General features: G+C 60.3%; 13 protein-coding genes and 3 pseudogenes. 1 reads left to right on the top strand and 15 read right to left on the bottom strand.

Annotation, left to right across the window (positions count from 1 at the left end; genetic code table 11):
• Positions 1-15: 15 nt before the first annotated feature.
• The 9 genes and pseudogenes from JQK88_RS28695 to JQK88_RS28655 form a co-directional block, all read right to left on the bottom strand.
• Positions 16-846, bottom strand: coding sequence for an HpcH/HpaI aldolase family protein (locus JQK88_RS28695; protein WP_203280193.1), 831 nt, complete (start codon positions 844-846; stop codon positions 16-18).
• Complete coding sequence (locus tag JQK88_RS28690) at positions 843-1,958, bottom strand: mandelate racemase/muconate lactonizing enzyme family protein (protein WP_192251721.1); 1,116 nt, start codon at positions 1,956-1,958, stop codon at positions 843-845. The genes JQK88_RS28695 and JQK88_RS28690 overlap by 4 nt, the downstream gene beginning before the upstream one ends.
• Positions 1,955-2,761: an NAD-dependent epimerase/dehydratase family protein gene (locus tag JQK88_RS28685; protein WP_203280192.1), complete on the bottom strand. Its 807-nt coding sequence runs from the start codon at positions 2,759-2,761 to the stop codon at positions 1,955-1,957. The genes JQK88_RS28690 and JQK88_RS28685 overlap by 4 nt, the downstream gene beginning before the upstream one ends.
• 32 nt (positions 2,762-2,793) lie before the next feature.
• Positions 2,794-3,545, bottom strand: a pseudogene (locus tag JQK88_RS28680) (amino acid ABC transporter ATP-binding protein).
• Between the two features lie 14 nt (positions 3,546-3,559).
• Positions 3,560-4,201, bottom strand: coding sequence for an ABC transporter permease (locus tag JQK88_RS28675; RefSeq protein WP_246750083.1), 642 nt, complete (start codon positions 4,199-4,201; stop codon positions 3,560-3,562).
• A 97-nt stretch (positions 4,202-4,298) separates the two neighbouring features.
• Positions 4,299-4,973 (bottom strand): annotated as a pseudogene (locus tag JQK88_RS28670) (ABC transporter permease); the annotation flags it as partial.
• A gap of 54 nt (positions 4,974-5,027) precedes the next feature.
• The gene (locus JQK88_RS28665; RefSeq protein WP_192251738.1) at positions 5,028-5,795 is read right to left on the bottom strand and encodes a transporter substrate-binding domain-containing protein; all 768 of its coding nucleotides are present in this window, start codon (positions 5,793-5,795) and stop codon (positions 5,028-5,030) included.
• 72 nt (positions 5,796-5,867) lie between these two features.
• Positions 5,868-7,181 carry an aspartate aminotransferase family protein gene (locus JQK88_RS28660; RefSeq protein WP_192251767.1) on the bottom strand — a complete coding sequence of 438 codons (1,314 nt, stop codon included), beginning with the start codon at positions 7,179-7,181 and terminating at the stop codon, positions 5,868-5,870.
• 42 nt (positions 7,182-7,223) lie between these two features.
• Positions 7,224-8,273, bottom strand: a complete 1,050-nt coding sequence (locus JQK88_RS28655; protein WP_192251741.1) for a phosphotransferase — start codon at positions 8,271-8,273, stop codon at positions 7,224-7,226.
• Positions 8,274-8,441: 168 nt separating this feature from the next.
• Here JQK88_RS28655 and JQK88_RS37230 point away from each other — a divergent pair, with 168 nt between their 5' ends.
• Complete coding sequence (locus JQK88_RS37230; protein WP_203280191.1) at positions 8,442-9,173, top strand: GntR family transcriptional regulator; 732 nt, start codon at positions 8,442-8,444, stop codon at positions 9,171-9,173.
• Between the two features lie 165 nt (positions 9,174-9,338).
• On the opposite strand, the gene JQK88_RS28645 is transcribed toward JQK88_RS37230, so the two are convergent.
• The 6 genes and pseudogenes from JQK88_RS28645 to JQK88_RS37825 all read right to left on the bottom strand — a co-directional run.
• Positions 9,339-9,914, bottom strand: coding sequence for a transposase (locus JQK88_RS28645; RefSeq protein ID WP_192251747.1), 576 nt, complete (start codon positions 9,912-9,914; stop codon positions 9,339-9,341).
• On the bottom strand, positions 9,872-10,375 hold the full coding sequence (locus JQK88_RS28640; RefSeq protein WP_192251750.1) for a hypothetical protein: 504 nt from the start codon (positions 10,373-10,375) through the stop codon (positions 9,872-9,874). Before JQK88_RS28640 ends, JQK88_RS28645 begins: the two co-directional genes overlap by 43 nt.
• Positions 10,376-10,540: 165 nt before the next feature.
• Entirely contained in the window at positions 10,541-10,810 is a 270-nt protein-coding gene (locus JQK88_RS28635) for a hypothetical protein (RefSeq protein WP_203280190.1), read from the bottom strand.
• A 114-nt stretch (positions 10,811-10,924) separates the two neighbouring features.
• On the bottom strand, positions 10,925-13,393 hold the full coding sequence (locus JQK88_RS28630; RefSeq protein ID WP_203280189.1) for an AAA family ATPase: 2,469 nt from the start codon (positions 13,391-13,393) through the stop codon (positions 10,925-10,927).
• Between the two features lie 462 nt (positions 13,394-13,855).
• Positions 13,856-15,496 carry an MFS transporter gene (locus JQK88_RS28625; RefSeq protein ID WP_192251758.1) on the bottom strand — a complete coding sequence of 547 codons (1,641 nt, stop codon included), beginning with the start codon at positions 15,494-15,496 and terminating at the stop codon, positions 13,856-13,858.
• A gap of 114 nt (positions 15,497-15,610) precedes the next feature.
• A pseudogene (locus JQK88_RS37825) lies at positions 15,611-15,784 on the bottom strand (recombinase family protein); the annotation flags it as partial.
• Positions 15,785-15,847 lie beyond the last annotated feature (63 nt).

Raw genomic sequence — 15,847 nt, 5'->3', positions numbered from 1 at the left:
CATTCCCTTCCTATGCTAGTAGGCAGTTTTGTTGCCGTTTACTGGGTCCGGTCCCCGGATGGATTTCGTTGGCGCGACAGCATCTCTGAAGGCCTTTACGCTGGCCGCCGCCGCTCCCGAGAGCAGCCTGACGTCATTGGAAACGGTCACCATATCGAAGCCCCATTCGGCGGCTCGCGCCGCATATGTGGGCGTGCCGCAATGCAGGGCTGCTCGTATGCCTGCCGCATGGGCCCGGTCCAGTATTCGCTTGATCGCTTCTATCATTTTAGGCTCTTCGCGATCGAACCCGGTGGGATATCTCATGCCGGTCAGACCAATCGTCAGGTCGGCCGGTCCGATGTAGACGCCGTCGAGCCCGGGTGTGGAGACGATCTCCTCAAGATTTCGAACGGCCTCGGCGGTTTCGATCATTGCGAAGCAGACAACCTGATCGTCCGCTTCCTGGCCGTAGTTTGCCCCCGCTGAAATCGCAGCCCTTGAAGGGCCGAAACTCCTGACGCCTTTCGGAGGATATCGGATATAGGAGACCAGTGCCTCGGCCTCGGCGCGCGAGTTGATCATCGGGCAGATGACCCCATAGGCGCCGGCATCGAGCGCCTTCATGATATGGGCAGGGTCGAGCCAGGGAACGCGAACCAGCGGAACAACGCTGCTCGCTCTCATTCCCTGGAGCATGGAGACAGCTGCCTGATAGTCGACGATACCGTGCTGCAGATCTATGCCGATGCTGTCATAACCTTGCTCCGCCATGATCTCGGCCGAGAAGGAATTGGCGATCGACAGCCAACCGTTGAGGACGCACTGGCCTTCGTTCCAGATTTTGCGGATATTGTTGGGCTTCATAGATTTCTACTCCCCAAAGTTCGACCATATTTCTTCATGACATCCAGATCCGGTTCGAATCCGATCCCCGGCCTGTCCGACACTTTGATCATTTCCCCGTCCCGGATGCCTTCGACATCGGCCAACCAGGCGTCGGGCTGCACGAAGTTGTATTCGAGGGCGGTGATGCTTGGCCGGGCCGCCGCGACCTGGAGTGAGGCGTAGAAGCCCGGGCCGAAATACGGCGAATGCGGCATCAAGGTAGTGCCAGAGGCGTCGGCAAGGTCGACGATGCGCAGATACTCCGATACGCCGCCGACTTTCGTTATGCTCGGTTGGAGATAGTCCACAGCGCCCGCCTTCAGCGCCTGGCCGACCTGGAAGCTCGTACACCAGTTTTCGCCGGCTGCGATGTTGAGACCCTTGCCGCGAAGTGAGGCCAGGGCGCCGAAGTCTTCAGGCGGATAGATTGGCTCTTCAAGCCAAGTCAGCGAAAGAGCCTTCAACTCCGCGAGGTTCTTCGCGACGAAGTCCGCTGACCACGCACAATTCACATCCACGCAGATGTCGACATGAGGGCCGACGGTCTTTCTGCATGCCGTAATTGCCGGCAATGTGATTTCGTGCAGCTTGATGCGATGGAAGCCCGCTGACAGCACCTGCTTGGAGGCATCGACGACCAGATCGTGCTCGGCGTAGCGGACGAGGCTGGCGTAAAATGGGATCTCGTTTCGCACGGCGCGCGTGCCTGCGAGCAGTTGATGGAGTGGTTTGCCGGCACGCTTTGCGGCAAGGTCCCAAAGGGCGATGTCGACGCCGGAGATAGCGAAGATCGTGACGCCGTAGCGCCCGAACATATGAAGCTGCCGTTGAGTTCTAGAATTCCACGCCGGGATGTCCTCGATCTCGGCTCCGACGAGCACTGGCAGGATCAGTCGATCGATGACCGATTTGGTCGCATCGATCAGCGAGTACCCAAAGCCTTCGCCCCAGCCGACATTGCCAAACTCGTCCTCGAGACGCACCAGCGCGAACTCCAGCGTCTTCCACGCCGTTGGCATGATCCCGACCCCGGTCCCGCGCAAGGCAAACGGGATTTCGACAAGAATGACTTCGGCGGATGTGATTTTCATCGCTCAAATCCTCCAGGGGCGGGAAGCGTCAGAGTGGCGAAATATCCCCCGACATGGACCGTGTCGGCTGGAGGAAGGTCGCCCAACGGGCAAAAATCCGTGGCGTGGTTGACGGCAGCTTGCCCGACGGGGCGATAACCCAGCGCTGCTGCCCGGCTGTTGTCAAAGATCGGTGTGGGGCAGTTCGAAACCCCGTAGACAGTCTCGCAACCCAGGCCCGGGTGGTTCATGCCGAGATGGACCAGCTGGACCATGTCCTCGGCGGCCAGCCAAATGCGCTCGCGCCGGCCGTCGACGATTTTCGCGTCGGCATTGCCGATGCGAATATTCAAGACACGAAGACCGTAGCGACGGGCATACATGGCACACGCCGCCTCGCCAAAGATCTTCGACAGACCATAGTAGCCGTCCGGCGCCGCGGCGGCCGTATGGTTGAGAACCTCGTTCGCCTTATGCCCGACCGCATGGTGGCTGGAGGCAAAGATGAAGCGCTCTACGTTCGCCCTATGGCAGGCTTCGAGCAAATTGAGGACAGCGCGGTAGTTGGCGTCCAATGTCTCCTCGAAGGAGAGCGAGGGTCCGACCGCTCCGGCCAGATGAAGGACGCCGTCGGCGCCGCTGACCAACTCGCGACAGAAGGCTGCATCCGTTAGATCGCCAAGGAGGAAGGTCTCGTCGAGACCGGGGTCGAGCGACTTGCGCGCAGTACTGCGCAAAAGATACTGCCCTCGCAGCAGTGGGCGGAGATCGCGTCCCATGTTCCCGGCTGCACCGGTCAGGACAAGCGTTTTTCGTGCAGTCATTCGTGTCTGCTCCTCCCTCGACCGGCCAAGGCTCAGTGCAAAAGCTGTTGCAGAAAGGCCCGGGTTCGTGCCTCGCGGGGCCGGGTGAAGAATTCCTCCGGCGGCGCTGTCTCGACGATCCTGCCGTCCGCCATGAACAGCACGCGGTCGGCCACCTGGCGGGCGAAGCCCATCTCGTGCGTCACACAGAGCATGGTCATTCCGCTTTCAGCGAGATTCACCATGACATCGAGGACCTCGCGGATCATTTCCGGGTCGAGAGCCGATGTGGGCTCATCGAAGAGCATGATGCGCGGTTTCATCGCTAGTGAGCGCGCTATCGCCACACGCTGCTGCTGGCCTCCGGACAGTTCGCCCGGATATTTTTGGGCTTGCTCCGGAATGCGGACCTTTTCAAGAAACGCCATCGCGACATCGTTGGCCTCCGCGCGCGACATTCCCCGGACCGATCTCAAGGCAAGCGTGCAATTTTCGAGGATGGTCTTGTGGGGAAAAAGATTGAAGTGTTGAAACACCATGCCGACTTCACGCCGCACAGCCTCGATCTGCTTACGCTCGTGCGTCAACTCCACCCCTTCAACCAGGATGCGCCCCTTTTGATGTTGCTCGACTGATTGATGCAGCGGATCATCGTCGACTTGCCCGAACCGGACGGACCGGCAATCACGATCCGCTCGCCTTCCTTCACGTGGAAGGCAATGTCGGTGAGGACCTGGTGCTTGCCATACCATTTGGAGACATTGTCGAACTCCACGGCGCAGTTATTTGCATTATCGGTGGTCATCGGAAGCTCCTGGTCTAGGTCGCTGCAGCGACCGCGGGGCGGCTCTTCGGTGCCGGCCGGCGTCGAAGATGGCGCGTGAGATAGCGCTCAAGGGCGCCCCACAGCCGGCGGATACCTTCGACCATGATCAGGTACAGTACGGCTGCCCAGACATAGACCTGGAAGTCAAACGACCGGGAAAACGCGAGCTTTGTCGCCTGCATCAGTTCGGGGACCGTGATGACGCTGGCCAGAGCCGACGATTTGAGCGAGAGGATCAATTCGTTTCCGAGTGGTCGGAGCGCGATGATCATCGCCTGTGGGAGCAGGATTTGGAAGAATGTCGTCGAACGCCTGAGACCGAGTGCGTTCGCCGCCTCGACCTGACCTGCGGGGAGGGCGCTCAGAGCTCCCCGGAGAATCTCAGCCTGATAGGCGACCGTGTTCAGGGTGAATGCGAAAAGGGCGCAAAAATAGGCATCGCGGAAAAACCACCACAGCCCCACACTTGTCAGTTCGGCCCGCATTTGTCCGGCTCCGAAATAGATCAAAAAGATCTGGCCCAGCAGTGGCGTGCCGCGAAAAAAGGTGATGTAGGCCCGGGCAAAGAGCCTGAGCGGCGCCAACGTCCCGTTGCGGGCAATCGCCAGCGGAAGCGCCAGCAACGCTCCGATCAAGGCCGACGTGAAAACGAGCTCGAGCGTGACGACCAGGCCCCACAGGATCCTGGGGCCGTAGTTTGCGAGAAGTTCGAAGGTTGGATCGAGCCTCGAGGATGCTGACCACGCCAGAGGAAATCATTGAGATGACAAGGTAGATGAGACAGGCCACCGCGTAGAAGAAGAGCGGCTGCTTTGTGTTTGCGACAGCCAGATTGGTCTGGCGCATAAGATCCGCAAGCGAAATGATGGATACCAGCGATGTGTCCTTGAGCAGCACGAACCAAAGATTGCCGAGACCGGGAAGAGCCAACCGCCAAAGTTGCGGTCCAATGACGGTGAGAAACGTCTGCCATTTCGACAGGCCTAGCGCTGCTGCCGCCTCGTGTTGTCCATGCGGAACGGCCCGCAGAGCCCCAACAAAAGTCTCTGAGGCAAAGGATGCAAAGACGATCCCCAGCGCGATCATTCCGGCTACGAATCCGCTGAACTCACCAAATGGCTGGCCGAACAACAGGTCTGAGGCCGCCTGGAGGAGAGCGCCGCCGCCGTAGAAGATGATGAAAAGGGTAAGGAGTTCCGGGAGCGCGCGGAAGGTTGTCACAAAAAGCGTTGCAGCCCCGCGGAGCCATTTGTTCTGGCCATTGATCAGCAGAGCCAGGCCCAGCCCAAGAAGCAAGCCGAACGGAAGGGTCGCAACGGCCAGCCGGATCGTCAGCGAGAGGCCGTCCAGCAATTGCTGTCCCCAGCCTTCGGGACCGAAAGAAAGCAGGCCAACGAGTTCCACCATTATCTCCTGGATACAATATGCCTGGCCATTGCTGGCCGGGCATATGAATTGGTCTCAGTAAATTGAGAACGGGAAATACTTGGCGTTGATAGTCTTGTAGGTGCCGTCGGAAAGAATTTCCTTCAGGGCGGCATCAAGCTTGTCCCGCAGCTCCGGATCGTCCTTGCGGACGCCGACGCCCTTGCCGGCGCCGAAGAGTGGGTCGCGCAGGTCGTCGCCCACCAGTTCGCAGCACGAGCCGTCGGAGGATTTTTTCAGCCAGGCGTCCAGGAGAACCTTGTCGGACAGCACGAGATCGATGCGGCCGGCCGCGAGGTCGGCATTTGCATCGTCGACGGTCGAGTAGGTCTTGATCGTCGAATCCTTGTACTTGGCTTCCAGGAAATTCTGCTGGGTCGTCGAGCCCTGCACGCCGATCGCCTTGCCCTTCAGCGCAGCCGGCGAGATGTCGGTCACCTTGGCCTCTTTCGGCGCCATGAACTTCGCCGGCGTATCATAGTATTTCGCCGTGAAGTCGATCTGCTTCTTGCGCTCGTCGGTGATGTTCATCGAAGCGACGATTGCGTCGTATTTGTGCGCGACGAGGCCTGGGATCATGCCGTCCCACTCCTGGGTGACGACCTCGCACTTGAGCTTTGCCTTCTCGCAAAGCGCATTGGCGATATCGACGTCGAAGCCGGTGAGTTTTCCGCCATCGACGTAGTTGAAGGGTGGATAGACACCTTCGGTGGCGATTTTGATGCTCTTGAGGTCTTCCGCATTCGCAGGCGAGAGGACCATCAGCGCAAGCGCGCTGGCTGTGAGGATAAGCGAGAGTTTCATGTCATTCCCCTTTATGTCAGGTTGCGGTTTGCGCGGGCTACCCGTCGTTGATTGTTGCGTGGGCCTCACGGCCTACGAGAGGTCGGCAAGGACTTCATCAAGTCCACACAGGAAGGTGTCGGCGTTTGCGGCGGTAAACGGCAGTGGCGGGCGGATCTTCAGAACGTGCCCGTAGGAGCTGGACGCGCTGATCAGGATGCGCTTTTCACGAAGCCCGTTGACGACGCCGAGCGACAGCTTTCCGTTCGGCGTCTTGGACTTTCGATCGGTGACGAACTCCATGCCCAGGAACAGGCCAGCGCCTCGGACGGCGCCTATGGTCTCGTACTTCTGCTGGAGCCGCTTCATGCCGGCGGTCATGTAGTCGCCGATCTCGACAGCGTTCTCCATCAGCTTTTCGTCCTTGATGACGTCAAGGACAGCCTGCGCTGCCGCGATGGATACGGTGTTGGCGCCAAAGGTGTTGAAATAGCGGATGTCGGTCCCGAAGCGTTCAAGGACCTCCGGCTTCGCCGCTACGCCGGCTATCGGCATGCCGTTGCCCATCGGCTTGCCCATCACGGCAAGGTCGGGGACGATTCCGTGCCGCTGGAACCCCCACCAATGCGTGCCTGTGCGGCCAAAGCCAGGCTGGACCTCGTCTGCGATGTAGAGGCCACCTGCGGCATGAACCACATCCACAGGTGACTTCAGGAAGCCCGGGGGGTCGGTCAAAATGCCGTCGGTCGAGAAGATGCCGTCGGCAATGAAGGCGGCAAACTTGATGCCATGACGGCGCATCTTCTGGATGGCATCTTCGACACGCTGGGCAAAGATAGCGCCAATGTCGTCGCCTTCGCTACGGTACTCATCCGGCGCTTCGACCACATAGACATGCTGGCCGACCGGGACGTTCGGACCCATGGAGGGGGAGATTTCCGCCACGGCCGTAGTCAGGCCGTGATAGGCGTTCGCGGTAACGATGATGCCTGTTCCGCCGGTGTAGTACCGGGCGATGCGCAGGGCGAGATCGACGGCCTCGCTGCCGGTGCACGTGTACATGACGTTCCCGATCTCGTCGGGATAGGTCGCCAGAAGGTCTTCCGAGTATTTCAGGATCGACTCGTGAAGATAGCGCGTGTGGGTATTGAGGATTGCGGACTGCTGGGCAATCGCCTCGACCACCCGTGGATGGCAATGGCCGACGGAGGGAACGTTGTTATAGACGTCGAGATAGGCATTTCCGTCGGGGTCGTAGAGCCAAACGCCTTCCCCACGAACGACGTGCAGCGGATGCTCGTAGAACAGCTTGTAGGAAGGCCCAAGCAACGCACGACGCCGCGCGACCAGTTCCTGTTCCTGGGCAGGAAGGCGGTCGACCGTGCTGGGGTCGAAACCATTGATCATGTAGGCGGTAGCGGATGACGACAAGGAACCTCCTCCCAATCTCTACAGAGCGAGCGCTCGGGCGATCTCGTCTGTCACCCTTGCGCGGGAGATTTCAGCCAGACGATGGAATTGCCGCCACGCTTGCGGCGTGTTGCGCAAAATATATTCGCGGTTCTCGGGAAAACGGACGGCGCGCCATTCGGTGATGGCGATGCGCATCACCATGCGCGCCATGATTGTCGTGAACAGCAACTCGATTTCGGCGGCAAGCAGGGCTCGCCGGCCGTGGAACCCTGATAGAAATTCGCAGGCCGCCCCCAGGGGATCGGGCGCCTCGGTCAGCTGATAGGCAGCCGCCACGGCCACGTCGAAAACGACGGGCGTGTGGACCATGTCGCCAAAGTCGATTATCCCCACGACCTTTTCGGTCATGCGCGGATCGACGACGATGTTGTCGCTGTTCAAGTCATTGTGGACGACCTGGGCACGAAGGCTCGGAATCTTCTCGATCACCTCATCGGCGAACCTATCCAGCCAGTTCAGCAACTCCAGTGAGTGCGACTCGTCCTTGATCTCCGCGATCATCGGTTTGAGTGAGAGCGTGTTCTTCAGATCCCATGTCGAAAAGTGGTTTTCAGCCGGGTGCCGAAAATCCACCAGCGCCTCCTGCAGGCGTGCAAGCATCGCTCCAATATTTCGGCGTTGCTGAGGGGTTTGCGTAGTCTTTCGCTGCAACTCGCCTTTGGTAAACGTCACCAGGCGGACGGTTCTTCGATCGTCGGGTCCGTAGTCGAGTTCAAATTCAGGACGACCTTGGAGGTCCAGAACCACGCGTTGCACTGGCATTTCTGGATCGCGCTTCTCGACATGCTGAAGCGCCTTGGTGTGCATGTTCGTTACGGCGGAATCCTCACTGGGATTGACTATCTTCAGGAGGTATTGGTTTCCGTCCTCGGCGGTGATCCGGAAATTGCTGTCCTTTTCGCCTGACAGGCGACGTGCCGTGGCACTGAGCCCATAATGCGTGTGAGCTATCTCGACGGCTTCGCCATCGCTCAGGAGCGTCGATCGGGCCGCTAGGGATGGTGTTACCGATTTTGGCAGAAGCATGAAGGGGACGTTGGTTTGCGCTGTGTCATACCGATATATTGGTATATGAATGAAACTTTGGCAAGCGAAAATTTCTGCGGGGACGCCCGGAAAATGGAGTATCCCAGTGTATTGGTATATTATTGGGGTGTGCGTCGCTGAAGCGACCGACCTAGATGAGAGGTTCTCGTGGAGCAAATAACCCCACTATTCACCCCGGACCAACTCGACGGCCGCACGTCCAAGTCGGCTCAGGTCTATGAACTCCTCAGGGGCGCAATTATCGCGCTGAAGTTGCCCCCTGACACGGCCATAGTCGAGAAGGAAATTTGCGCACAGCTCGGTATTTCGCGCACGCCTCTGAGAGAGGCTATCCTGCAGCTGGCAAACGAGAGCCTCATCAAGATCGCTCCGAGCGACGGGACGTTTGTCAACAAGATCGTCCTTACAGAAGTACTGCAGGGCCAGCTGGTCCGCGATACGGTCGAAATGCGGCTAACGCAGCTTGCTGCCCGGAATTTCAAGAATGATTACGAGAAGGATTTCGAACTGGCGCTTTTCAAGCAGAAGGCTGCGGCCAAGCGCAAAGACGTTGACGAGTTCTTCGCGCTCGACAACGAGTTCCATCGGTTGATTTGTGCCTGCGCGGGCTTCCCTGACGCCTGGCTGACAATCCACAACGCGACCGGGCAACTCGATCGGGTGAGGCGCCAGGCCTTCCCGCTTGAGGGCCATTTCAATGTGGTCTTCGACGAGCATCGTGAAATTTATGAGCGTATTAGGCGGCACGACGAAGTTGGCGCCGCGAAGGTGCTTCAGGTCCAGTTGGACAGCACCTTTCCCTCCATCCAGATGCTTCGCGAAAAGCGGCCGGAGCTGCTTAGCGGGGACGAGGACGTCGGCGTGACCGACATCCGCTGACGACGAGGCCCGCTATCGCTTGATGCTCCGTGACAGGCAGGTGTGGCTGGATGGGGTCGCCCGGGGCGCCATGCCGATACCGCGATGGCCGAACGAATGCCCGGCTTATGCAGACTGTGTGGAAACTGATTGGAGGCTCCGGTTTGACCGGGGCCTCTTTTGGTATCAGGCGGTTGCAGCCTTGATGTTGATGGCGCGTATCATGTTGTAGGCGAGGATCGACAGGGCCATTTCGGTTCTGGTTCCCTTGAGGTTTCGGGTCAGGAATCTACCGCCTGCTGTCATTCGTTTGATGGTTCCGAAGGGATGTTCGGCGGCGCATCGTCGCTTGCGCATCATCTCGGGCGTTGCGCGCTCGTTCATGCGGTTGAGCGCGGCCTCGTCGAAGTGCCGGGTGACGTATCGCCGCGCGGCCGTCGTACTCTGTCGCTTCAGCGGACAGACGGTGCAGTCGCTTGCTCTTGCCGCGTAGATCACCAGTCGATCCCTGTTCATCACCTGCAGGCGCTCAAGCTGGCGTCGAGCGGGGCAGCGGAAACTGTCGCTGCCGGCCTCGTAGACGAAGGCGGAACGGTCGAAGAGGGTTCCGTCACCGTGATTGTTGACGGATCGATTGGCCGCGACGCAGGGCGTGATGGCGTCTGCCTCGCAGGCGCTGGCCTGTGCTCCGTTGGAGTAGCCGGCATCGGCCACCACGGTCAGCGCCTCGCACTCCAGCACTTCTTTTGTGGCTTTCGCCATCGGATGGAGCATCCGGTTGTCGGTGCCTCGGCGATGACCTCATGATGCACGATCAGCCCGGTGTCGGCATCGACCGTGGTCTGCACATTATAGGAGGCCGGCTTGGGGCTCCCACCCTTGCCCATCGGCCGGGCGTCCTCCTCGCCCTCGACCAGCGTCGAGCGGCCTTCGTTCTCAAGCCTGGCCGCCAGCCGGTCGAGTTCGGCGCGGCGCCTTCGCAAGGCCGCGATCGCTGTTGCGACCGCACCGGGCGCATCGTCCGGCTCGCCCGCGTCGGCTGCATCGAGACCGGCCAGATAGTCGGCGATCCTGCCGTCGAGGCGTACGCGTTCATCGGCGACCTCCCGGCGACCGACGATCTTCTTCGCACTCGCCGCCGCCCGGAAATCGAGCCGTCGAGCGCCACCAGCCGCGCCGCAAACAACCCGGCGTCCCGGCACAAAAGCACAAACGCCCGGCATGCGCCCGCAATCGCCGGACCGTTGTCGCGGCGAAAGTCGGCGATCGTCTTGAAGTCGGGCGCGAGGCCATCGGATAGAGGTAGAGATCGGCGATCTGCAGCATCGGTGTGGCTTTGGTCCTGCCGCGCGGCTCGCCGAGCACGATGTCCTTGAACTCTTGGGCGGTCAACGACCCGTAGCCGGCGCCGCGATGGTGCGCCCAATAACCCAATTCGGCCCGATCGAAAAACGCCGCCGCTCCGGAGGGGAGGCGGCGTTGATGGAGATGATCGCCTTGTCGTCCAGCCCGATGATGCGGGCCTCGCAATTGACAAGGGGGCGGATATTGATGCGAGCGCCGACATGCCAGGCAATGGCTTCAAGATCGATGACCCTGGGATCGTCGATGCCCAGGGACTGTAGCAGGCCTTCCGCGCGTGTCGGCCGCTTACTCATTTGTCACTGAGCTTCTGTCCGCCGTCGTCCGTGACGACGAAATCTATGCTCGGCCGCCTTCCGAGGCGGCAGCCGTAAGGCAGCACGCCGTCCGTTGGATAGATGCGGCTCGACTCAGGCGGCCGGCTGCTGACTTTCGACCGGCGCCAACTCGACCGCTGCGTCGGCCATCAGTTCCGCATCCTGCTCGGCAGTGGCCGCCGGCGCAGCCTCGGCTGGGGCCGGCGCCTTTCGCTCCGCCTCGGCGAGGCGCTCGATCCTGAGGGAATCCTTAAGGGCAGCCAGCGCCAGAACAAGCTTTTCCATATCCGCAACCGGGTGAGATGGCTCGTCGTCGAGCCGATGGTCGCGGCGGATCTGCTGCATCGATCGCTGGATCGCATCCGCCTCGACGGAACCATCCAGTAGCGCTTCAACCTTCTCCAGCAGATTCGAGACCTCCTCCCTGGTTGCCGTCCGGGGATGGTCGCGAACGAACAGCTGCTGTTCGCGGTCGACCAGATGGCTCAGCCGGTCGCGTCCCGCCTCACCCTCCGCACGGCGGCGTAGCCGGTTCAAGTCCACGAAGACCCGACGCATGCGCTCCAGATACAGATCGATGTCCGCGCAGTGTTCAGCGGTCCGCTCCTCGCACAGCCTGACCACAGCGCGTGCGAAAGGCAGCTTCTCAATCCTCGTATCCTTCTCGACTAGAACGGCTTCAAGCCTCTTGAAGAGTCCGCCTACCTGCGCGCCGCATTCGAGATCGGCGGCGGAAATCGCCGTCGTCCTGCCCGCTCGATACAGTGCGAGCTCCTGAAGGCAGACGTTCGCGGCGGCGGCGGCAAGCGAAGCCGGGACCAGATCCTCGATCTCGGCGATGCCCTCGACGTCCTGCCCAACCTTTCCCAACTGCAGGACTAGGTCCGACGACAAGAGGCTGCTCAGCGGCTTGCGCTTCAGAGCCTTGACCGCGTCATCCCCGGCCGAATCGGAATCCACCAGCACCACGACCGGCGGCTTCTCCGCATCCCGCCCGCGCACGAGGTGGACCATGTAAGGCACGTGGCTCGCCGACCCGCACGGCACGATCACGATACTATTCAGGTCGAGGGAGTCGTTCTCGCGCGCACCCAGCTTCCGGATGGCCCGCGACGCTCCTGCCAAGAGCACTTGCTCCGTGATGCCCTCGACCAGCAGGTTAACCGACCCCACGAAGGCGGTCTCCCCGACATAGGAGCCGAATGCGGAGCGCAGCGGCTCGTAATGATTCTGGGCGGCATTATCGACGACCAGCGTTCCATCGCGCCCACGCCCCTTCTCGAGGACGCGGATGCGCTCCGCATGATTCTTGTCGATCAGGAATGGTGAGTGCGTCACGTACACTACCTGGATGGCCGGGCGATCTGGCTGATCGTCCGTTAGGTCGCGCAGAACACGCATGAGGTCTTGCTGCGCTTCGGCGGACAGATACGTGTCTGGCTCGTCCATGAGGAGGATTCGCTCCTGCGATCCCGGCCGATGTGCCTGAGACTGGATCAGGTATGACAGGAAGTATTTCAGACCGCTGCTGCGCTCCGCGAACGTGTATTCCGTCCCCGTGCGGTCGCGGATGGTGAAGACTAGGTCATGCTCGCGCGGCGCCACGCGCAGCGAGAAGTCTCGGTCTTGGACCCACCAGCGACGGAAATTCAGCGATCGCTCGAGCTGCTCGTTGATCCGCTCGACCAGCGCGTTCGCGTATCCCTCTTGGCCGTCGGCGATGGCCTCTGCGAGTTCAGATATTGCCTGTGGGTCGATCCGTGCCAAATCCAGCAGAAGGCTGCGTGCCAAGCCGAGCGAGCGATGGTCCTCATCGACCTGCGGCGGTCGGCCAAGTTCCTGCACGACCGGCTTCAGAATAGCGAAGATGCCGGATGCATTGCTTTGAACCGAGGTGTGATCCGAGCCGATCAAGCTCGCGAGCGGTTTCAACCCGTCGAGCAGCGACGCTCGCGCACGACGGGAGGAATGTTCTCCCATCGCGCTTCCCGAAACGAGCCAACTGAACGGAACGCTGTCGGGCAAAGCAACGGACGAATGAATCCGATAGGGACTCGGAAGAATCGCCGTGAACGCCTTCGCATCTGCCCCATTGAGGGGATAGGCCTGCCACTCGTCACCGGCAGGGATCCATACGGTCAGATCGTGGGGTCCTTCGCGGAACATCATGAATTCGGTAGCCGCAGGCCCGGTCGCCCCGGTCGCCTCCTTGATAGACACCCACTCCGCCGGAGTTACCTCAACCCAGGCCACACCGAGGTGAGGCCAGCACCCCTCGTCCACAGTCACCCCGAAGAATTCGCAGTAGCGGCAGAGGTCGCGGCGGGCGAAGCCCTCGCCTGTAACCGCTTTTTCGATAGCGCTCAGAAGGTGACTCTTGCCTGACTCGTTCGCGCCGACGATTGTGGTCAGACGCTCGTCGATCCGCACCTCGACGTAGGGAAACCACTGACCCCGGAAATTCTCCCATTCACCTCGCGCCTTAGCGCCCGGCTTAGCCTTGCGGATCCGGTCAAAGTTGAACGACTTATAGAAGCGCGCAAAAATCGTCGAAAGCTGCATGCCTAGTCCCCCAAATAGATGGGCGCAGACTGCCCGATGTTCTCTTCTTGTTCAACGTACTTCGGACACGCGATGGCTCGATCCAAGGCCCTACTCCGATCCTCATGTCTCTCCCAGCTCGGCCGTCGTCGAACGCGGCTGGCGGCGAGTTGGGGCCGAGGTCTTCGCGGAACGCTGGGCGAACTCGTGTGGGGCGTTGACGTGGCCTGCCGCACCGTCGCCAACCGGCTGGCGGGGGGCGCATGCCGGGACCATGCAGATCTAAGGTCGGAATCGCCAACCTGGAGTGAGTGCCGCTCGCACTTCTCGGCGGATTCGTTTCAGTTCTAAGCCCCCGGCTTAATTTCGGACAACGACAGATACTTCTGGACGGCACAACGTCAGTCTACAGATCGGTTCCTGCAGAGGGACACCGTGCGAACCTTGTATCGCGCCTGTTGATCGGCTGACAGCATCATGAGGTCACCTCTGACGAGAAACGATCGTTGAGGCGCGGGTACGAGCTGCCTCGGTCGTTCGTTCGATCGAAAGTACTGTGTGTGGAGCAACCTCTCCATCATGCAAGGCGAGAAGAAGTTGGCTTACTTCCTTGTCCGCTGCCGTGAGCCGATGATTCAGGCGAAGAAAGTCCATCCAGGTTGGGGTGCGGAACGTCTCTGTCCAAACCGAAGGCGTTTGAAGGTTTCGTTGGAGCGTCCAGTTTCGTGCACCGGCGCGGCTCTGAACGTGGCGCCTTGCGCGCATGCAGCCCAGAAAGGCCTCGATATTCTCTTCGGATATGGAATACTCAATTTTGGCAACGATAGGACCACTTCTGGGCTTCAGATCGAGTGCCAGTTCCGGGGGGTGAAAATCCGAACTTTCTTGATCCGTTTCTTCCCACGGACGTACCGGCAACACTATTCCCGCTGCTGCAACCAGCAACAGAGCCCCTGCGGCGCCCTCCAAAGCCCAGGTCAAGGAGTAGTTCTGCGCGACAGAACCCCAGATCCAACTACCAGCTGCCATACCGCCAGCGCTCAAGGCGTAGTAGATCGAGAGCGTGCGGCCGACGACCCACCTTGGGCTTGCCAGCTGCACCGACACGTCAATGCCCGTCCAGGTGATAAGCCAACCCGCGCCACCGAGTGCCAGCACGATGGCCGCCACAGCGACGGACGAGGTAAGTGCAAGGCAAAGGCAACATGCTGCACAAGCGACAGAGGCGAACGCCACCAGCCTGTTTTGAGACGTGATCCGCCTCAGGAAGCCGTTGCTCATGCCCGCGATGAAAGCACCCATGCCGAAGCCGGCCAATAAAATGCCGTAGACGATTGGCCCGCTTTTCAACTGATCCCGGACGACGAGCGGGAGCAGCGCCAGGATGGAGATGCTGCCCAACCCGAAAAGCGTTGCACGGGCGATCGCCGCCCTGATCTCCAAGGACATCGCCGTGAAGCGCACTCCGTCATGAATTGCCATCGTCATTCTCTCACGGGGGAGAGGCGACGTGCGAACTTTCCATTTGGTGCGCCATATTGCGCTTAGAGGCGCCAGATCACTCAGCGCGGCCAAAGCGAAAGCGGCCAGCGGTCCAAAGAAGGCCAGGGTCACGCCCCCCAAAGCCGGACCAACGCTGCGCACAATGTTGTATCCGACAGACATAAGCGTCACCGCAGCCGGAATGTCGCGCTTGTCGAGGATATCGCCAACGGAAGCGTGCCAGGCCGGATCATTCAAGGCAAAACCGCAGCCGGCCAGGAAACCCAATCCGAGAATTAGCCAGGGACTGACAAATCCCAGACCCACAGAAATCATCAGCGTCGTTGATGCCAATGCTATCAAGCAGTGCCCCGCAAACATCACCCGTCGGCGGCTGAAATTGTCGGCGATGGCTCCAGCAAGGATTGAGAGTAAGAACACCGGTAATGTGGATGCGGCCTGCACGAGTGCAACCATCAGATCGGACGCTGAAATGGTGACCATGAGCCAACTGATGGCGACTGTTTGCACGAGCCATCCCAGGCTGGATATCTGTGTAGATATCCAGATCGAACGAAACACCTGGTTCCGAAGCGGGGCAAGCGTCGTTGGAACGGATGGATGAGGAACTTCATGCTGCATACGTTTTTTACCTTCGACAGAGCCGATTATTCAATTCACGGCTGCCAACTGCCTTTTTACCTTTACGATGTTGAGCAATGGGTCGGTGCTTCCAGGCATAGCCGAGCACCCGCTTCCGCATGCTCTAAGTTCACCCTTGGGGCCGACATATCGGGTTGGGATGACACGCTCAATCCCGAGTTCTTAGCAGAGATCGGTGTCGGAAGTATCGCATTGAGCCATGGCGGACTGCGCGGGGCGAATCTCCGTTTTGGTGAGCGCGAATTTCCTGGCTCCTTTGCGGCCGCGCCACGGCTGCGGCGGGTCCGGCCAACCGGCGCGGCACCCTGGTCGACGCTCGGTACGACCGGA

This window comes from Mesorhizobium caraganae, from assembly GCF_016836705.1.
GTDB lineage: Bacteria > Pseudomonadota > Alphaproteobacteria > Rhizobiales > Rhizobiaceae > Mesorhizobium > Mesorhizobium caraganae.
The sequence above is the reverse complement of the archived record's forward strand: the minus strand, read 5'-3'. Positions and strand labels throughout refer to the sequence as shown.